Annotated in this window: 22 protein-coding genes; 2 read left to right on the forward strand and 20 right to left on the reverse strand. The window is 43.9% G+C overall.

Translation table 11 applies throughout. The features are described from left to right. Nucleotides 1-8: 8 nt before the first annotated feature. The 20 genes from RUW00_RS08025 to RUW00_RS08120 form a co-directional block, all read right to left on the reverse strand. Complete coding sequence (locus tag RUW00_RS08025; protein ID WP_061521165.1) at nucleotides 9-848, reverse strand: phage tail domain-containing protein; 840 nt, start codon at nucleotides 846-848, stop codon at nucleotides 9-11. Beyond that, entirely contained in the window at nucleotides 848-4,723 is a 3,876-nt protein-coding gene (locus tag RUW00_RS08030; RefSeq protein ID WP_315956572.1) for a phage tail tape measure protein, read from the reverse strand. Before RUW00_RS08030 ends, RUW00_RS08025 begins: the two co-directional genes overlap by 1 nt. Before the next feature lie 12 nt (nucleotides 4,724-4,735). After that, entirely contained in the window at nucleotides 4,736-4,900 is a 165-nt protein-coding gene (locus tag RUW00_RS08035; protein ID WP_164965951.1) for a hypothetical protein, read from the reverse strand. 23 nt (nucleotides 4,901-4,923) lie between these two features. Then, entirely contained in the window at nucleotides 4,924-5,262 is a 339-nt protein-coding gene (gpG, locus tag RUW00_RS08040; protein ID WP_172870021.1) for a phage tail assembly chaperone G, read from the reverse strand. Between the two features lie 51 nt (nucleotides 5,263-5,313). Further along, nucleotides 5,314-5,922, reverse strand: coding sequence for a major tail protein (locus RUW00_RS08045; protein WP_201488941.1), 609 nt, complete (start codon nucleotides 5,920-5,922; stop codon nucleotides 5,314-5,316). Beyond that, entirely contained in the window at nucleotides 5,923-6,303 is a 381-nt protein-coding gene (gene gp17 / locus RUW00_RS08050) for a tail completion protein gp17 (protein WP_315956573.1), read from the reverse strand. Further along, nucleotides 6,300-6,683 carry an HK97-gp10 family putative phage morphogenesis protein gene (locus RUW00_RS08055; RefSeq protein ID WP_061521161.1) on the reverse strand — a complete coding sequence of 128 codons (384 nt, stop codon included), beginning with the start codon at nucleotides 6,681-6,683 and terminating at the stop codon, nucleotides 6,300-6,302. The genes gp17 and RUW00_RS08055 overlap by 4 nt, the downstream gene beginning before the upstream one ends. Then, nucleotides 6,676-7,035, reverse strand: coding sequence for a phage head closure protein (locus RUW00_RS08060; RefSeq protein WP_315956574.1), 360 nt, complete (start codon nucleotides 7,033-7,035; stop codon nucleotides 6,676-6,678). The genes RUW00_RS08055 and RUW00_RS08060 overlap by 8 nt, the downstream gene beginning before the upstream one ends. Further along, nucleotides 6,968-7,315, reverse strand: a complete 348-nt coding sequence (locus RUW00_RS08065; RefSeq protein WP_315956575.1) for a head-tail connector protein — start codon at nucleotides 7,313-7,315, stop codon at nucleotides 6,968-6,970. Before RUW00_RS08065 ends, RUW00_RS08060 begins: the two co-directional genes overlap by 68 nt. A 14-nt stretch (nucleotides 7,316-7,329) precedes the next feature. Further along, a complete protein-coding gene (locus RUW00_RS08070; protein WP_315956576.1) occupies nucleotides 7,330-7,803 on the reverse strand; it encodes a collagen-like protein in 474 nt (157 codons plus the stop codon). 27 nt (nucleotides 7,804-7,830) lie between these two features. Then, nucleotides 7,831-8,145 carry a hypothetical protein gene (locus RUW00_RS08075; RefSeq protein ID WP_165409700.1) on the reverse strand — a complete coding sequence of 105 codons (315 nt, stop codon included), beginning with the start codon at nucleotides 8,143-8,145 and terminating at the stop codon, nucleotides 7,831-7,833. A gap of 11 nt (nucleotides 8,146-8,156) precedes the next feature. Next, entirely contained in the window at nucleotides 8,157-9,350 is a 1,194-nt protein-coding gene (locus tag RUW00_RS08080; RefSeq protein WP_172870016.1) for a phage major capsid protein, read from the reverse strand. Nucleotides 9,351-9,390: 40 nt separating this feature from the next. After that, complete coding sequence (locus RUW00_RS08085) at nucleotides 9,391-10,017, reverse strand: HK97 family phage prohead protease (RefSeq protein WP_172870015.1); 627 nt, start codon at nucleotides 10,015-10,017, stop codon at nucleotides 9,391-9,393. Then, a complete protein-coding gene (locus tag RUW00_RS08090; protein WP_172870014.1) occupies nucleotides 10,007-11,257 on the reverse strand; it encodes a phage portal protein in 1,251 nt (416 codons plus the stop codon). Before RUW00_RS08090 ends, RUW00_RS08085 begins: the two co-directional genes overlap by 11 nt. A gap of 247 nt (nucleotides 11,258-11,504) precedes the next feature. Next, nucleotides 11,505-13,214: a terminase large subunit gene (locus RUW00_RS08095; protein WP_315956577.1), complete on the reverse strand. Its 1,710-nt coding sequence runs from the start codon at nucleotides 13,212-13,214 to the stop codon at nucleotides 11,505-11,507. Further along, nucleotides 13,214-13,720, reverse strand: a complete 507-nt coding sequence (locus RUW00_RS08100; protein WP_046559655.1) for a phage terminase small subunit P27 family — start codon at nucleotides 13,718-13,720, stop codon at nucleotides 13,214-13,216. The genes RUW00_RS08095 and RUW00_RS08100 overlap by 1 nt, the downstream gene beginning before the upstream one ends. An 86-nt stretch (nucleotides 13,721-13,806) precedes the next feature. After that, entirely contained in the window at nucleotides 13,807-14,142 is a 336-nt protein-coding gene (locus tag RUW00_RS08105; protein ID WP_250620679.1) for a transglycosylase, read from the reverse strand. Then, the gene (locus RUW00_RS08110; RefSeq protein ID WP_265987823.1) at nucleotides 14,102-14,476 is read right to left on the reverse strand and encodes an HNH endonuclease signature motif containing protein; all 375 of its coding nucleotides are present in this window, start codon (nucleotides 14,474-14,476) and stop codon (nucleotides 14,102-14,104) included. Before RUW00_RS08110 ends, RUW00_RS08105 begins: the two co-directional genes overlap by 41 nt. Beyond that, entirely contained in the window at nucleotides 14,476-15,084 is a 609-nt protein-coding gene (locus RUW00_RS08115) for a hypothetical protein (protein WP_315956578.1), read from the reverse strand. The genes RUW00_RS08110 and RUW00_RS08115 overlap by 1 nt, the downstream gene beginning before the upstream one ends. Nucleotides 15,085-15,602: 518 nt before the next feature. Continuing rightward, entirely contained in the window at nucleotides 15,603-15,890 is a 288-nt protein-coding gene (locus RUW00_RS08120) for a hypothetical protein (protein ID WP_315956579.1), read from the reverse strand. A gap of 298 nt (nucleotides 15,891-16,188) precedes the next feature. Between RUW00_RS08120 and RUW00_RS08125 the strand changes: the two genes are divergently transcribed. After that, nucleotides 16,189-16,374, forward strand: a complete 186-nt coding sequence (locus tag RUW00_RS08125) for a type II toxin-antitoxin system HicA family toxin (protein WP_032867696.1) — start codon at nucleotides 16,189-16,191, stop codon at nucleotides 16,372-16,374. A gap of 26 nt (nucleotides 16,375-16,400) precedes the next feature. Then, nucleotides 16,401-16,817, forward strand: coding sequence for a type II toxin-antitoxin system HicB family antitoxin (locus RUW00_RS08130; RefSeq protein ID WP_032867698.1), 417 nt, complete (start codon nucleotides 16,401-16,403; stop codon nucleotides 16,815-16,817). Nucleotides 16,818-16,833: the final 16 nt, after the last annotated feature.

Consider the following 16,833-nt stretch of genomic DNA (forward strand, 5'->3'; position numbering starts at 1 on the left):
ATCCCTCCTTACTTATAATAAAAACGAGTATCAAATAAAATTTCGAAGTCATTTGAGTTTATAATTTCAAAATCGTTCCATCCTACATCCAGTGTCGGCAGACGGCCGGATGTTTTCAGACGCTTATCCCCGATTACAGTATACTGCCTGATGAATGTGACTTTTTGCGAGCGTTTAAGCTCCTGCTCAATTTTCAATTTTTCCCCGTTCGTTCGGTTCGCAATGGTTACGTTTGTCCCTTTGGCCCACAGAAAGACGTTATAATCATGCTGCAGAGTGTTGACCGCGGCGCCGCCGGGATTGTAAACGCTGAATCGTTTTTGGTTCTTGAAATGATATTCAAGATCATCTCTCCGAAGGATTCCCATGCCGGGACTCCAATGCTCCCCATTGAAGTTCTGGATGGTAGAAGAGGTATATTTCGACTCGGCAAGCCCCAGAATGTCTGTGAAATCTACTGTAAATGTGGCATGGTTTTTCTGTTTGTCCTTGGTGATAGTAAAATTCCCGTCACACGTAACAAGGAACCGACGGTTAGGCAGAAGGTCCGTCGAAATATAATAAGGAAACGGCTGCACTAACAATGAATAAAGTTCATGCCGGTTCTGATAAAAGGTTTCGGCAATGACGGAATCTAATAAAAAATCAACCTTGATGCCTCTCTCTTTGTAAACAACGTCCCGGGGGTGCTGCGGCAGCACTAAACCGTTTATCCTTGGAAGTGTTGTTGTTTCTCGTTCAATATTCGGTGAGTCAGGCGTGAAGCTGCGCACCTTAAAACGGGGGAGAATGCCTGTTAAACTTTGTTCCCCCATACCGTTATTAAAATCAATATATAAATCTAGCATTATGATCTGACACCGCCTTTATAGGCATTCTGGTTGTATCGGTCTGCAGCTTTCTGATCAAGTATCCTGCCATCTCCTTTTTCAAAAGCGATCGTCGCAATTTGTTGGCCGTCCATATGCACCGCAGCCGGATGGATGATAATAGGCTGCTGAGGTATCGCGGCCTGGCCTGCCCCACCAGACTGTTGCTGTGACAGGAGTGTGATTAGAGCATCGAGCTTTTGATTTAAGGCAGGCGTATCAACTTCATTCCGGATGGTAAGCTCTGACTTCATTGAAATGAGCTGATCAGCAGCCCCCTTTATGTTGAAAGCCATCTGATTTAATTCCTGCTTAAACGAGGTCATCGCGTTCTGCGCCATAAAAGCAGCACTTTGTTTTACGTTTTTGGCTTTGTCCTCTATCCCTAACGCAAACCCATCAGAAAAGTTGTTTCCTTCCGCTTTTGTTAGTTTGGAGGGAGAATGGGAGTCAATAGATTTCTTTAAAGACCTCAAGGCGGATTTCCCCAAGTTCCACGCCGCACTGAAGAGAGAGCCGTTTTGCGATCCCATTCCATTTATAAAGCCGGTTACAAAGTCAGAACCAACACTATGTGTCTTAACGCTTTTCAGCCCCGTTTTTGCGCTGTTTGCAACACTTTTTCCGGCGCTGTTTGCTGTGCCCTTTTTACTGAGAACGCCGCTGGCCAATTCAGTTCCGGCCTTTTTACCGCCTCCGCCGTCTGAGGTTTTGGCTAAATTGCTCGTTACCGATGAGCTGAGAGAGCCGGCCGCAGATGTATTGGCGCCTTTGGTAGACGTTAAACCAGCTTTATGCTTATTTCCTTTGTTTTGTCCTGCTGCATTTGCTTGCCCGCCGCCTTTCTTCATCTCATTTAAAGCAGATTGAAGTATAGACGATCCTGCTTGTGCATTACCGGGCTTTGTAGAATTGATACCGGTACGAAAGGCATTTCCTTTATTTTGTCCGGCCTGTGCGGGCGTGGTGTTATCTGCGGAAAGCGAATTGTTAAGGGCCTGCTGTAAGACCGTCCCCCCGCCAATAACTGCTGGTGTGGACTGCTTCAAGCCAGCGGAAAAGTCCTCGGCAACCTTCTTCCCTGATTGTTCGGCGCTTGTCGGCTTATCTAATTCCCCTTCAACATTGACAACCATCTGACTTGCTTCTTCACGGGCTTGTTCTTGGGTCATCCCCATGCCTTGGTAAAACTCTTCTAAAGCCTGTTGGGTAGTCTCAATTGCTTCTTCTTTGGATTGTCCTAATTTTTGAAGAAAATCTATTTGCCGGGCTGCCCATCGTTCTTGATATTGAGCTTCTGACTCTTCAGTTTTGACCATAATCCCCATTGAATTAGATATAAACTCATCTTGTTTATCCAATGCCTTTCCGGTCTCTAAATCAAGCAGCTTGCCGTCTCGTGACATTTTGGAAAATAAGGCTCTTGAATTTTTTTCATAGGCATCCGTGTTTTTTGCTAATGCGGTATTATAGTCAGCCGTGCTTTTGCTCAGTAATGATCTTCTTTGTTCCGCCTCTATATATCCCTGCGCAAACAACTTCTCAATAACATCATTTCTGTATTCCATATCTTTCTTGGCGGCTTGTTTACCATCGTCATAGACTTTTTTAATGTCGTTGTTGTACTTCTGAGCTTGTTTAAATGAAAGCTGTCCTTGCTGATCCGTTACTACTTTTTGCATTGCTAATGCTTCTTTTTGATTGGCCGCAAATTTACTTGTAGACAATTCAAAATAGGAAACAATGTCATTGAATTGCTTCTTTTGTGAGGCATTCATATTGGAAGTGACGAGGCCTGTCTCTTTTTGCAGTGCGTTTAACTGCTTTAGTTTATTCCTAGCCTCTTGCATATCTTTATCAATTGCGCCGACCATCTTGTCAGTCATCTTTTCGCCGGCTTTTTTTGTTTTCTCATCGGTGTCCGCATATAGCCCTTTTAAGACAACCAGAGCATCCTTTTTAAGTCCTTCAAGTTCTTGTATCAACTGGTCGCGCATGCTGGCATATGTTTCAACTAATTTAGCTGACATCTTTTGAGCTTCTGAACCAGATACCCGCGTCAATTCAAACAGCTGCAGTTCTGCCTTTTCCCTTAAATCCACATAGGCGGAAGCAGATTTTTGTGTTGCTTTAGAAACGCCATCGCCGTAAAGCAAGGCGGATTCCCGCGCCTCTTCTTGCTGCTTTTTCTGGTTCTTCAATTGCTCAGTGTAAGCGTAAGTAGCAACCGAAATACCGCCAAGCAGCGCTGTGCCTCCGACAATCGCAAGGCCAACAGGACCGGTAAACGCCAAAAGCGCTCCTATTCCAGCTGTAAGCGTGGCGACGGCTGTCGTAACCCCTAATACACCTGTCGCCAGAACGGCTGTTTTCGCTATGGTTTGCACGGTGCCGGAATCCAGATTATTAAACATCATAATCAAGTCGCTGCCCTTGTTTGCTAAATCGCCCAGGGCAGGCAAAAGGCTTTCCGTCAGTTTGATTTTTGCCCCTTCAAGTGCTGACTGAAAAGCTACTATGCTTCCGTGTGCATTATCCAGCATTGTATCCGCCATCTTTTTAGCGGCTCCATCTGATTTTTCAAGCGCCTTAGTATTATCCCCAAGAGCCTTTGAACCTTTTTGAAGAAGGACAGCCCAATGTTTATATGCTTCAGCGCCCACGATCGTTTTTAATGCGGCCGCCTGTTGCTCTTTGGTCATGCCTTTCAGACCTTTTTCCATTTCCTCAACGACTTCCGGCATGCTTTTCATGTTTCCGGCTGCATCGAAGAAATCAAAACCTAATTTTTTGACAAGCTTCGAAGCCTTCCCCGTTGGCGAAGCGAGACGGATCAGGGATGTACCAAAAGCCTGCCCTGCAATTGAACCTTGCAGACCTGCGTCACCAAAAGCCATAATGGCGGCCGCTGATTCTTCCATTCCCCAACCAAGAGAATTAGCGTTCGGCGCCAAAAACTTCATGGCTTCGCCCATCTGTTCGACGTTGGTGTTTGCGTTGGCTGCGGCGTAAGCAATGACGTCCGAGGCGTGTCCTGACTCTTTTGCTTTTAGAGCAAAGGCAGACATGATATTTGATGTAATATCCGCGGCTGCACCTAATTCCAGTTGGCCGGCTGCCGCCAGACTGAGCATCCCGGGCATTGCATCATAAATGTCATTAACCTTAAATCCGGCCATTGCCAAAAAACCCTGTGCATCCGCTGCCTGACTTGCTGTAAAGACAGTGGTTGCACCGAGTTCTTTTGCTTGCTCTCTCAATTTCGCGATCTCTGCCGCCGATCCGCCGGAAATGGCCTGGACTTTACTCATTTGCTTTTCAAAGTCCATACCGACCTGAACAGCATCACGTAGAGACAGAGCCAGCGCACCAAAGGCGATGCCCGATGTCATAGCTACTGACGAACCAACGGAACGCATTTTTCCACCAATTGAATCCATTCGTTCGCCCATGATCCGAACACGGGAGGAAGCTCTTTTCGCCGCCTCCTCTAACGCTTTTATCCTCTGAGTCGTACTATTTAGCGCGTTTTGTGTCTTGTTCATCTGCGCTGTGGCATTATTTAAACGGCGGGCGAGGGTTTGCGTTTCCTTTGCATCTTTGCCTTTTTTAATCGCTGAATCTGCATATGCTCTCTCAAGAGCCTTTACTTTGCGTTTATGATTTTCAAGCTCCTGAGTAAGAGATTTTCCGGTTACTTGTGCAGTTTTTAATGCGTTTCCCCACACACCCACGGCCGTACGGTTTTTTTCAAATTCCGATTTTAAATTTTTCATTTGAACAGCACAGGCGCGCATTTCTTGTTTAAACTCAGATGAATTCGAATACAGTTTGACCTTTATGTCTTTGCTCAACCGGGCACCTCCTTATCCGAGAAATTGATCAATATAAATAGGTTCATCATTGTTTTTGGCCTTCGTTTGTTTCTTTTCTTGTGATTTTCTCCGAGCCAGTCTTTTCAGATGATAGACAATGTCCATTTCGTCAATTTGATTCTGTGTATATCCGACTTCCTCAAGGGCGTTATACATATCAAGGACTGACTCGGACAGACTTACTCCCCCGGCTCTTCACCGTTGGAAATTTCTCCGCTATTTAAAAGGGCCGTTGCTTCTGCAATATTCCCCAACACATACTGTGCAGCAGCATAGATTGTTCTTCCTACCAGCCGGGCATCAATCCCTTTTTCAAACTCATCAGGCGCAAATTTCTGGCCAAAGGTATTACAGACAAATTCAACCTGTTCATTAGTAAAAAGACGCTCTGAATCTTGTGATTCAAAATCGTCAGCAATCTTTGCAGCCTTCCGGAACAATAAACCTGTAATGTGGTCAGGTGTAACAAATTTTTTATCTTTACCATCAAGCCGGAGTGTAATAGACAATGCTTCCATGTAAGTTCCTCCTTTTTCATATAAAAAGAGCGCTCTTAGGCGCTCAATGAATTATTTACCGACATCAACGACAGGCGTTTCCACTTTCGTAATGTCCTTATAGACAACTTGTTTGAACCATGTTTCTGCATTGATTCCATTGCCTTCTTCTGCTTTTGCTTCCCACCTGCGCTTACCTTCTTTCACATTAGTAAGGGGCATGAATTTAATCTTCACCTGTGATGTTTGGGGAGTAGGTTTCCCTTCCTCCGTTTTATGTTCAATCGGTACTAATTCTGGTTTACCTTTTAATGCCCAATAGTACCGGTAACCGCCTGTTGAAATTTTGGCCCGGAAACCTAATGCAATTTCAAGCGCCCGGTCATCTGCGCTAGAAAAGTGGATTCCGTTTTCAACTGTTTTCCCGAATATTCTCGCTTGCATATCAAGTGGCAAGTCGGCCACTTCCATCTCTCCGTCAATATCTCCCAAACTACTCATCTGGGCATATGCTACGTTATCAGCATAAAATGTTTCTGTCTCTGATTTCGGGTCCACTTTCATATTGACAGCGCCCGGTAATTCTTCCGGAACAGAGAATTCCAATTCATCTTTCGTATCTTTCAAAACTTCTGCGATATGAAACATATCCAAGCCGGTTAATACTTTTCCCGCCTCCATCTAATTTCCCTCCTGATAATAGGTTTTTCTATAACGTCTGGCCTTATGAAAGACCTTTGTGTCTGTTTCGTATAAATCTTGCGAATCATACCGGTTGTAACCGATTTCTCGCATAAGCTTGTCTATTTCGGCAGCAATCGTTGTTTCTTTGCCGCGATTGCTCGCTTGAGTGAATATGCTGATCTGATAACGCACCTCAAACGAATAGACCTTGTTGTCTGCAAAATCCGCATCAGCATCTTGAATCTCCGAAAAAACTACTCTTGGAAATGCGCTGACATCATTCGCAACGAGGTTATGAATTCCACCAGATGCAAGGCTTTTTAATAAGGCACTGGAATTAAGTGTGCTCACCAATTCAATTTTAGGAGAGTAGGTCATTTGATCGGCGCTGTAAGTATTCGCTCCATTAATTCCACAGCAGGCCCCTCCCCTTCTTTTCCGCCTTTTTCTATAAACGGTTGCGGCGGCATTTTTGAGGTTCCCCACTCCAAGAAACTCCCGCGATACGCTACCTTTTTATTCGGACCAACGGCCACAAACCTCACTCCGTCTTTGGATTCTCTGACATTGGAGACTGTGATGTTGTCCTGCATATGAGGTTGTTTTTTATCACTCCGGTTAACGTGGGAGCGTTGCCGTTCAGCGATAATTTCACCGCCGGCCTTTAGAGCTACGGGTTCCACCTTTTCGACGTCTCCGCCGATTTTCTCAAAATACTGCGTTAGATCATCTATGCCGTCAAAGCTCATATCAGCCATTGATTCCCACCTCCTGACAAAGAATCTCAAGCTCTTCCCCTTGATCATCCGGATCGTTAGTGTCCAAAATATCAAAAACGCGTTCCGTCTTTTCTTTAGGAACGCGCTTAACAATCCGCATATTCGGTTTTATATCCTTCCGGTAACGCACCGTGATTTTTTTGGGGGTCTTGATCCCCAATGCTCCGGCAATCATAGTTTCGCTATTTCCGAGAGAGCCAGCCCCCTCTACAGCTCCCCAGACCGTGAATAAGTCCACATAGGTTGCATTCCAGTTACCTTCTTCATCCTGTGTCTCGGTTTTCTTTTGAAAGGTCAGACGGTGCCGGAGTTGGCTGATCTTTTTTCTCATTTTCTTGTTCCTCCACAGATATATAACGCAGCTGCGTCAATATATTTTCAGCAGTAAAAGGGATAGATAAGCCGGTCCCCCCGGACTCATATATCCCTTTGTTTTCATACCAATGTTGGACAAGCATTTGAAGCACCAGCTCAAATTGCGGGTGCCCTTCAATATACCTGCCTATCCCGTTGATAATATAGCTTTTGGCCGCCGCCATTTGATTCAAAAGCTGACTATCATCTTCTTCATGCTCGACCTTTAAATAGTTTTTAATAGCCTCTAAATCCATTCAGGACACACCGCCTATTCTGTCGGTTCTTCTTCTGTTCCTTTCAAAGCAGCCAGGTCACTTTCAAGGTTATTCATTTTTTGTTTCAATTCATCAAGCGCTTTTGTAACTTCGCTGTTTAAATGCTCCGGCATCACGCTACCAGTTCCGATGTTTTTACTCCGGACGGATTTTTCTGCAAGCATTTCATGCACAATGCTGCCCTCTTCAATAACAGCCGGATCGCCCTTTTGACCTGGCTCACCTTGAGGGCCCGGCTCTCCTGGAGGGCCTGGTTCGCCTTGAGGGCCTGGTTCGCCTTGAGGGCCTGGTTCACCTTGAGGACCCGGCTCACCTTTCTCCCCTTTTTCACCCTGCAACCCTTTTACAAAAAGAGGATTTTCTTCGCTGTTTTCTTTGAGATAGACCGGCGTTATCGCCTTGCCGTCTTTTCCTTTTTCAGATGAAGTTTTGACTCCATTACTTTCATATAAATAATCTTCAGCCATCTGTAATCATCCTTTTCCTTTTATTTTTTATTCCGTTTTTCCGTCAGACTCAGAACCGGCAAGCTCTTTCAATTTATCTTCAATAGCCTTGAGACGATCTAAAACAGATGAATTTAAGTGTTCTTCCATTACACTGCCGGTGCCGATATTCCTGCTGCGGACCGACTTATCCGCCAGCATTTCATGGGTTACGCTTCCGGGTCCTGGTTCAGATTGGTTTCCGCCGTCTAAACTGACCTCTTGTCCATCTTTAATGACCTTGCCCCCGGCAATTTCTAAAACACCGCCGATGACGGTACGATTTCCCCCGTCGGCGGTGTAGTTTTTTGTTGAATAGCTCATATTATCTCTCCTTATTCAACCGTGATTTGTCCGAATACTACAGCATCCTCATCCCACTTGCGGACATCTTCACGTTCAATACCGCGGACTTTAGTTGTATTTGTTTCGAATGCTCCTGCGCCTGTATCTGTGGAAGCAATTGACTGCTGTTCGCGGTCAAACAGGACAATTGCTTCTTTTAGATTCCCTATGATCACAGGGGCTTTCCCTTTTTGAGTTTTTAATACTCTATTAGAAATAGGTACAACAGGTCGTCCATCTAGCAGTTTCTTTGTCGGATTGGTTGGGTCTGGCTGTAATAGATATTTGCCTGTGCCATCTTTAAGAGTGTCAAACCAGTTGAATCCATCTTGGTTTGTCATCACAATAGAACCCGGTGACACCATCGGATCAAGCGTGACATTTAACGCTTTTTTGATACCATCAACCCCGTCAATATCTACTTTTTTCAATGATGCAAGGGCAGCTAAAATCAGACTGTTACGAGTAACCACAGATTTTTTTGCAAACCATTTCGCAACATGCATCATGATGTTTTGATCTGAGTCATTCTGCATCGTATTTGATAGCGTCATGATTCCGCCGTAATCAACAATTGAATATGCAAGCTTTGAAAATTTTGGTTGATCAATTTCGGGTAACTCATCTAATTCCTCGACAGGAGAGAACGGCACCATATCAACATTTTTTTCAAGCAGACGAGTACCAGAACGACTTGTAACCGGCTCAACAGTGACATATTGTTCTAATGGCTCATACTGACGTTTCAGTTCATTGATTTGTCTCCCGATATCCTCCGGAATTAAAATCCCACCATCTTCTTCGTTCTTACCGGACATCGCTCTAAATTCAGGTCTATCTAAAATTTCTCGTTCTTCCTCTGTTAAACGCTTTCCTCTTAAACCCTTAAAGAAAGCCTTACGGTATCGCTGTTGTCTTTCCTCTTTTTCTTGTTCAGAGACAGATCGGCCTTCTGGATTACGCTCCTGTTCAGGCACAAAATTCACACCACCCGGCAAGTCAGGCACATCAAGTGAACGTCCTTCTGTCATCAATTCAATTTGATTCTTGAGCTGTTTCACTTCATCGAGCAATGCACGAGCTTCATCGGTATTGCCCTCCTGCAGCGCCTTGTCTGCTTGCTGCTTCTTTTCAGTAAACTGTTGTCTTAATGCGATTTCTTTTTTACTCATTTGCATTGGCATAAAATCATTTCCTCCTTGTTTTCTGAACTAAAAAAGACCCTTACTCCGGGAGTACAAGGCCTAATAGTTCCAATTCCATTTTTAACGCTTCATCTGATGAATTACGTCTTTCTTTCAGCTGCTCAACCTTTTCTAAACTGCGGGCACCTACAACCGCCTCAGTATCGCTATAAGCAGGCGTAGTGACGAGCGAAATGTCAAAAATACGATTGATTTTATTAATTCGTCGCTCATAAATGTCCTCATCTTCATTGATACGCCATTCATCTGCCTCAGCATCCCCATAATCCAATGAAAAAGCAAAGGAGCACTGATTGATCACACCGCTCCGGACATTCTCCATTAAATCACGCGCATATGACGTGTCTGAGGGCTTGAATCGGAATTTGAGGCCTATCCCGTCTATTTCTAATTCAAGACGGCCAGTATCCTCGGAAACGGTATTTCTCGCTAAGGGAAAATCCTGCTTATGATTGAAAAGGGCGATGACGTTAGACATGTCAGCTGAGTCAAGGGCCGTTCTGCTGATTATCTCTTTAAACCATCCCAAGCGTTCTGACCATTTTTCGAATTTGAGAGCGTACCCTTCGATATATTCACTCTGCCCCTCACCTTCGGAACGCAGCTCAATCGGCGTCGTCAAATGCCGAACCTCTCTATCCTTCATTCTTGTTGTCACCCCCCTTCACGGCGCCGCCAGCTTTAAGCCGCTGATATTCTTCCACAAAATCGAGGAACACATAGTTTAAGCTGGAGATATACTTGTCGCCGTTTTCAATAGGGTTGCGTTCAAGCAATTCTCTGATTTCGTCTTTATTCAGCACTCCTGTTTCATGCAGTGTTTTCAAATACTCTGCCTGCGTCTTACTGTCGCCGCGCAGCTCGCTGTCTATATTGAATTTCACGTAATGGCCGCTTTTCTGATCGTGATCTAAGAACAATTTAACGTTTAGTTCTTGTTCAAAATTCACAATCCATGGCTGCAGCGTGTTTCTGACATATTCAATGGACTGATGCTCAATATTTGAAAATGTCGCTTTATCCAATTCGTTCAGCTTATGCAACGGTACTTTATAAATCATGGAAATCTGTGCTTTGTTAAACTTCATAGACTCAACGAATTGAGCTTCTTGCAGAGGCATGGAAATAGATTGATATTCCAGTCCGTTATCTATAATGGCGATATTTTCACCTTGATTCACCCGTTTCCACTCTTTGCGCACGTTCTCTTTTGGTTTTTCATCCAGGAACGCCGGGACTTTCAATATTCCCCGTGGAGTTGCCTCGTTCTTGTACAGTTTGGCGTTATATTTGGTGGCAGCCGCTTGTGCCCCGATATGCTCCCGTACAACGCCAATAGGTGATTTACCATGTATTCCGTCAGTCGAAAGCCCTTTAAAATGCAGCACTTCGTAGTCATATAATTCAACGGGTTTCCCGTTTATCACAGTTTGATACCACAGCATGCCTGTTGTTGGATGAACGTAAGCATTCGTGTAATCAGGGCGCAAGGGAAAGAGCGCTTCCGGATAACCATGTGGTCCGAATTGAATATAGGAATATGCATTCCCCCAAGTCAGAACATGAGTCATCATGAGCTTTTTCCATGTGAAAGCTGTCATGTAAGGATTCGGCCGTGCATAAACAGCATGCGCGGACATGTGCTCGGGTTTCCGCTCTATGCCGCCGTCCGTTCTTTTATATGTGTGAATCGGCAGTTTCGCAATGTCATCCGACAATACATTGACACATGCAAATATGTCCGGCTGCACAAGTGAGTTGCTTTCACTCACTCTTTCGCCGCTTGCTGTTTTCCGGCCGCCGAACATGTTTAATAAAATGTTGTTAAAACCATCTTCATGATCTGACGAGCCAGAACGTTTCTCAAACATTCGTTCAAGCAGCATTTATATCACCTCGCTTTCTTTGATATGAGGTAGGCATAAAACATTAAAAAGACACCCGTCAGAATAAGACCGATGTTAGTGCTCCATCTATAGACAGCTGTCAGGATAAAGGCGGCTCCCGCCATAAACAGCAGATCATTTATTATCAAGCAGAAAAAAGAAAGCAGGGCTTTCATATACTTGGGGTGAAAAAACCACTTAAAAAAAGCTTTGATCTTTTTCCTGACTTTTTTCATTTTCTCACATCCTAAAAACTGAAATTCCCAGAGCCGAAGTGATTATTTAAATCTACTCTATGGTTTGTGTCGTGATACATCGCTCTGGCATAAGCATTTATAACAGCCGCAATAGGGTCGATTCTCTGCGGTGATTTTGCTTTATCCAGCATGATATTTTCTTGCGGGTCCATTTTCATAATTGCGTTATTAACCGCCCATGATAAAACCGGATCATTACCATGTACAACTTTCCCTTCATATACTTTCTCTCGGAAGCTTTTTGTAGGTAATGACAGATGATTGATTCTCTGCGGCAGTTCCACCATTGTATGTCCTTTTGATTCAAGCCGCTGAGCTAAGTGAAGAGCATTCCACTTGTCATACGCGGTCTCTTGTGGCCGAAAACGGTTTTTATGGATAAATTCAATGATCCACTGTTCGACTAATTGATAGTCAACTGCTTCGCCAGACGTATAAGTGATAAATCCCATCTCTCTCCACAAATCATATGGCACTTTATCGGTCGCCATTTTTTCTTTGGCTCGGGCTTCAGGCATAAAGGAATGTTGACCGACATAGAAAAAGCCATCTTGCACGGCCACATATCCTACGGAGGTTAAGTCTGTTGTCATTGATAAATCAAGGCCCAGATAAACGGGCAGTCCTTGCAGATCAGGAATTTCCCCGCTACAACTGCGCCATTTTGTCATATTCATATAACCATTGTCCTTCTGGTCAACCCATCGGTTCATATTTTTGGTTAGGAAACTACGCATCTTTTCAGGCACTTCAAGAGCCACTTTTAAAGCAGAACGTAATGACTCCATCCCCTCGGGGTACGTTGCCACAATCGGATTCGCCTTGATCCAATTTGATTCATCTTTTATGTCATCTTCCGGGTCCAGTTCACAGATCATAACAAAATAATCATCATTCTCCGTGTCAATGTCTGGATCAAGAATTTTACTCGTATATTGATATTCCTTAAAGCATGGCCGCTCCATGTTGAAACCCGCTGTCGTAATAACGGCCATTAACGGACTGCGCCGGGCGACCATCCCGCTGTCCAGGACGTCGTAAATCTCACTTGTTTCATGTGCGTGGTATTCATCCACAATTCCCAATGATGGGTTTTTACCATCCCCGAGCTTCCGAGCCTCACGGGAAAGAGGTTGGATAATGGAGTTCGTTTTATATTTTTTCACGCGGCCGTTGGCAGAGGTATATTTCCCTTTGAGTATCGGCGCGTGATGCAGTTGCTCAAGAATTGCCTGGTATACTTCATCTGATTGTTCACGGGACCAGCCTGCGATAAATACCCGGTGTTTTTCTTGTGTCGGGAAAATCTCATACGACGCGATTAAAGCTAAAAATTGCGATTTCGCATTTTTACGGGCCAGCTGGATATAAGCTTTCCGAAACCGGCGGGCGCCATTTTCTTTTTTATAGAATCCGTATATGTTGGCTGCAATAAAAAGCTGAAAATCTGTTAATTCAATCGGCTGCCCTGCAAGTATACCTTCGACATGATTAAATTGCCGCGACCATTCATAAAAATCCACAACAGCTTCAGCATCAAAGTAATAAGGACAGTCATCTTCTGCGAGCCGGTCAACATCTTTAAAAAAACGCTCTACAGCCCATTTTTGCTTTTTGCCTGCCTTAATTTCCCCGGAGCGAATTTTCCCAGCATATGACCAAACCCGCTCAATGAGAATTTCGGCTGTAATCTCTTGCATTACATGCGGCCCCCAAACCGTTCTTCCTCTTTTGACTTCGGTTTCCCATCATCTTTTTTCGGGATAATAAGTTTACAGCGAGAGGAAATGGTCAGCCCTAAATCACTGGAAGCTTGCCTGCATTGTTTGAACAGCTTGTCTTGATTGATAAGCAAATCACTGTATGTCTTGTTCGCTACTTCAAATTTATTTCCGTCATCATCCTCAACTAATGCAGTAATGGGCGTTTCGAGTAAGACTTCGGTCATTTCCAAGTATTGTTTTCGAGCAAACAAAAAGCGGGCAAGCGCGTCCACATCTAAATTAGTCATAATTCCGATGTTTTTTAGCTCATCCGCTATCTTTTTAAACTCTCTTTTTAAGTCTTTTGGCAAATACGATGGAGCTTTTACTTTGTCGTTTGGTGCCTTTATTTCTTGTTCCCGACGTTCCTCAATCTCTTGCTTTGTCAAGTTTTTCTTGCCTTTATAAAGTAACAAATCTAAAGGTTCCCGCGGTCTGGCCATTCCCTCACCTCCTTCCGAATTTTCATTTAGGGAATTTTTCAAAATGGGGAGGGGAGCGCGGTCTCCGGCAAACGTCCTCTAGGGATTTAAGGGTGGGGGGTCTCCATCTCCTTCTTCAGCTGGCTCATGGCTGCTTGTATTTCGGTTTGTGCTGCTTCTATTTTCTTTGAATATAGATCGACAGCTGATTCCTTTTTCATGTTACGACGAAGAGCAAACATCTTTCTTATTCTGTGCTGCATTCGTCTGATGTCCTCGTTCGTATAGAAGGATGTATACTCAGCCTTGCAGCGTGGACACTTGATATAATGCTCTTTGATTCCGTCGTCGTGCTTCCTGATCTTTGAACAGCCTTTGATAAGAAGTCTGGTCATGCATTGATCACACACGCATGTTTGATGTTCTGTTTCCAAATCCTCCATCCTCCTTTGCTGTCTTCCGGCTATGGCACGGCCCGCAGAGAGGCTGCCAGTTACTCGAGTCCCAGAATAGTTTTTTGTCGCCTTTATGCGGAACGATATGATCGACAACTGTCGCCGGGGTTCTTCTGCCTTGCATTAAGCAGGCGGCACATAACGGATGCTTGGACAGGTAGCCAGCGCGCGACTGTCTCCACTTGCTGTTATACCCCCGTTTGGCCGCAGACTCCCGGTATTGATCATAGGCCGGCTTGGTTCGCCTGTGCTGTTCACAATAGCCCTCTCGCGTTAGGTCGGGACAGCCGGGTTCATTGCAAGGCCTTAGAGCTTTCTTCATTAGTGAAGCACCTCAAAAGGAGAAGATGGTATCGGATGTCCAAATTTCTTGATAGCTTCATCAACAAGCTCTCTTCTCTCAGCAATGCGTTTTTCAATAACAGATACTTTCTTCTTTGCGCTTTTTAAATCTTTCTCTAATTCAGGAAGTTCTTTGTCTACAATGTTGTTTACATTTTCATGAATGGCTTTAGTTAATAGACTTCGTTTCCTCCCATCTCTTAACTCCCCTTGTTCATCAGTGTTTTGTTCTGAAGTTAGACCGGAATCGGCCTTTAATACGAATCCTGTTAATAATTTCCCGAGTCGCTGTAGCTCCTTGATAATATCGAGAGACACTCCCTCATCACATAAAAGTACTAGAGGCAATGCGTCAATGTAGGTAACTTCTGCATCCCCTAATATACGAACCTTTGGGTATCTTTTTAAATAATCTCTTTTTAGTCTTTCCGGGACAATTACAGGCAGTTGGTTTATTTCTGCGTATGACATCAACGCTTTTGTTTTTCCTAGCCTTCTCTGCCTTGCGTTCGTAACAATCATTTCTCCTTTCGCGTGTGCTTCTTTAAGTAACTCAAAGATGGTTCTATTTGCTAATTCCAATTTCATTTACATCGCTCCCTTTCGGCAAAGTAAAAAACGCCCTCATGCTTGGAAAGCGCCTGATCATTAATCTTTTCAACCTCTAATCGAACTAATCAACAAATTGTATTCCTCAATCCATTCAGTGGGAATCTCGCAGTTTGCGTCAATGTATCTATTAATAGCCGCTTTTAAATCTTCTGCTCTACGTTCGTTATGCAACCAATTGGGCATTACACCCAACGGAGGCTTAGTACACTCTTTCAGTGGACTGAATGCGATATGAGTCAATCCCTTTATGACACTCATGCTTATCCTCCTTCATATTCTTTCTAAACTGCCCCCGCACTCAAGCCGTTAACCGCCAATTGTTCTCCCTGAGATTTACCGGACGCAGTTTACAGAGAACATAAAATCAAGGGGGATTAAGACTGTTTAAAGGTTTCCCTTCCCCCTGAAACGTTCCTTTCCTCCAATGCTCATGTGCACCTGAACACCTTTAGTGGTATGCAACTACCCAAATAAAAAAGCACCCCGAAGGATGCTCATAATTGTTCTACTGCTACTATTCCATTTTGGTCTGGTTTTAATGGTACTTCCATTCTCTCGCTAATATGTTTTAGTACATATGGCGTAGGATTAATAAGTGGATTATGTTTCACACCATAAAAAACATCCGTCGCCTCACTTTTCTTCAATTCATAGTGCTGCATAATTATTTCTTGAATATCTTCGGATGAGTTCTTCTCGGGATAGCCAAACCATTCTAAAACACCTGCACTTGTTTCGCTTGTTAACGTTGTTCGCTCATCTAATTGTATTCTCACAGCCATTTCAACACCTCCACATACGGAAGCCGCTCTCAGCATCATTTATTTTTTGGGAGAATATAAATGCCTAATTCTTTATTCCAGATAAGATCATCCTTAGACGGTTTTTCCTTTGCCACCGCTCTCACCTCCCACCATATAAAAAGCACCCCCAAGCACGCTGTAATTATTTCTTCTTTTCCGAACAAAAGTTCCCTTCACATATTAGTCTCAACCGTAAGACAAAAAATGCTTTTTTTCAAAAATAAGTATCGACACGTATAAATAATACGTGTTATAATATAAATGAAGGGAGGGAAACATGAAGTCTTCAAGAGATATCATAAAGATACTTACAAAAGATGGGTGGTATTTAAAGCGGGTTGTTGGTAGTCATCACCACTTTAAACATCCAACCAAACCGGGAACGGTAACAGTCCCACACCCAAAAAAGGACTTCAAACCCGGCACACTAAACTCTATACTTAAACAGGCGGGGCTTAAATAGCCCCCTTGTAAGGAGGTTTTATATATATGGCAAAGTATTTATTTCCGGCGATTTTTGATGCAGGAGAAGACGGAAGCGACGGCTACACAATTACTTTCCCCGATTTACCCGGCTGCATTTCAGAAGGTGAAAACGTGGATGATGCTATGAGTATGGCAAAAGATGCGCTCGAAGGCTTTCTATATGGCATGGAAGAAGACGGCGAAGACATCCCTTCCCCATCCGCTCCAAAAGATATCAAAGTACCGGCAACCGGTTTTGTTGTTATGGTAAGCGCCTGGACAGATATTGTCCGTGATGAAATGGAAAACAAAGCGGTGAAAAAGACACTTACTGTACCTAAATGGCTGGCGGAAGCAGCAGAAAAAGAAGGTGTAAACTTTTCGCAGCTTCTTCAATTTGCATTACGTGAGCGGCTTGGCATTAATAAAAGATCATCATAAAAAAAGACAGCCTGTT

Origin of the sequence: Bacillus sp. IS1 (assembly GCF_032461585.1) — a bacterium.
Lineage (GTDB): Bacteria > Bacillota > Bacilli > Bacillales > Bacillaceae > Bacillus > Bacillus velezensis.

Bases quoted from the DNA above. Each gene is read 5' to 3' on its own strand.
- RUW00_RS08075 (WP_165409700.1), bottom strand. From the start codon at position 8,145: ATGAGCTATTCAACAAAAAACTACACCGCCGACGGGGGAAATCGTACC.
- RUW00_RS08115 (WP_315956578.1), bottom strand. From the start codon at position 15,084: ATGAAATTGGAATTAGCAAATAGAACCATCTTTGAGTTACTTAAAGAA.
- gpG (WP_172870021.1), bottom strand. From the start codon at position 5,262: ATGGAAGCATTGTCTATTACACTCCGGCTTGATGGTAAAGATAAAAAA.
- RUW00_RS08110 (WP_265987823.1), bottom strand. From the start codon at position 14,476: ATGAAGAAAGCTCTAAGGCCTTGCAATGAACCCGGCTGTCCCGACCTA.
- RUW00_RS08045 (WP_201488941.1), bottom strand. From the start codon at position 5,922: ATGGAGGCGGGAAAAGTATTAACCGGCTTGGATATGTTTCATATCGCA.
- RUW00_RS08065 (WP_315956575.1), bottom strand. From the start codon at position 7,315: ATGGATTTAGAGGCTATTAAAAACTATTTAAAGGTCGAGCATGAAGAA.
- RUW00_RS08060 (WP_315956574.1), bottom strand. From the start codon at position 7,035: ATGAGAAAAAAGATCAGCCAACTCCGGCACCGTCTGACCTTTCAAAAG.
- RUW00_RS08105 (WP_250620679.1), bottom strand. From the start codon at position 14,142: ATGGAGGATTTGGAAACAGAACATCAAACATGCGTGTGTGATCAATGC.
- RUW00_RS08120 (WP_315956579.1), bottom strand. From the start codon at position 15,890: ATGGCTGTGAGAATACAATTAGATGAGCGAACAACGTTAACAAGCGAA.
- RUW00_RS08085 (WP_172870015.1), bottom strand. From the start codon at position 10,017: ATGAAGGATAGAGAGGTTCGGCATTTGACGACGCCGATTGAGCTGCGT.
- RUW00_RS08025 (WP_061521165.1), bottom strand. From the start codon at position 848: ATGCTAGATTTATATATTGATTTTAATAACGGTATGGGGGAACAAAGT.
- RUW00_RS08080 (WP_172870016.1), bottom strand. From the start codon at position 9,350: ATGCCAATGCAAATGAGTAAAAAAGAAATCGCATTAAGACAACAGTTT.
- RUW00_RS08090 (WP_172870014.1), bottom strand. From the start codon at position 11,257: ATGCTGCTTGAACGAATGTTTGAGAAACGTTCTGGCTCGTCAGATCAT.
- gp17 (WP_315956573.1), bottom strand. From the start codon at position 6,303: ATGACCTACTCTCCTAAAATTGAATTGGTGAGCACACTTAATTCCAGT.
- RUW00_RS08125 (WP_032867696.1), top strand. From the start codon at position 16,189: ATGAAGTCTTCAAGAGATATCATAAAGATACTTACAAAAGATGGGTGG.
- RUW00_RS08095 (WP_315956577.1), bottom strand. From the start codon at position 13,214: ATGCAAGAGATTACAGCCGAAATTCTCATTGAGCGGGTTTGGTCATAT.
- RUW00_RS08055 (WP_061521161.1), bottom strand. From the start codon at position 6,683: ATGGCTGATATGAGCTTTGACGGCATAGATGATCTAACGCAGTATTTT.
- RUW00_RS08130 (WP_032867698.1), top strand. From the start codon at position 16,401: ATGGCAAAGTATTTATTTCCGGCGATTTTTGATGCAGGAGAAGACGGA.
- RUW00_RS08035 (WP_164965951.1), bottom strand. From the start codon at position 4,900: ATGTATAACGCCCTTGAGGAAGTCGGATATACACAGAATCAAATTGAC.
- RUW00_RS08070 (WP_315956576.1), bottom strand. From the start codon at position 7,803: ATGGCTGAAGATTATTTATATGAAAGTAATGGAGTCAAAACTTCATCT.
- RUW00_RS08100 (WP_046559655.1), bottom strand. From the start codon at position 13,720: ATGGCCAGACCGCGGGAACCTTTAGATTTGTTACTTTATAAAGGCAAG.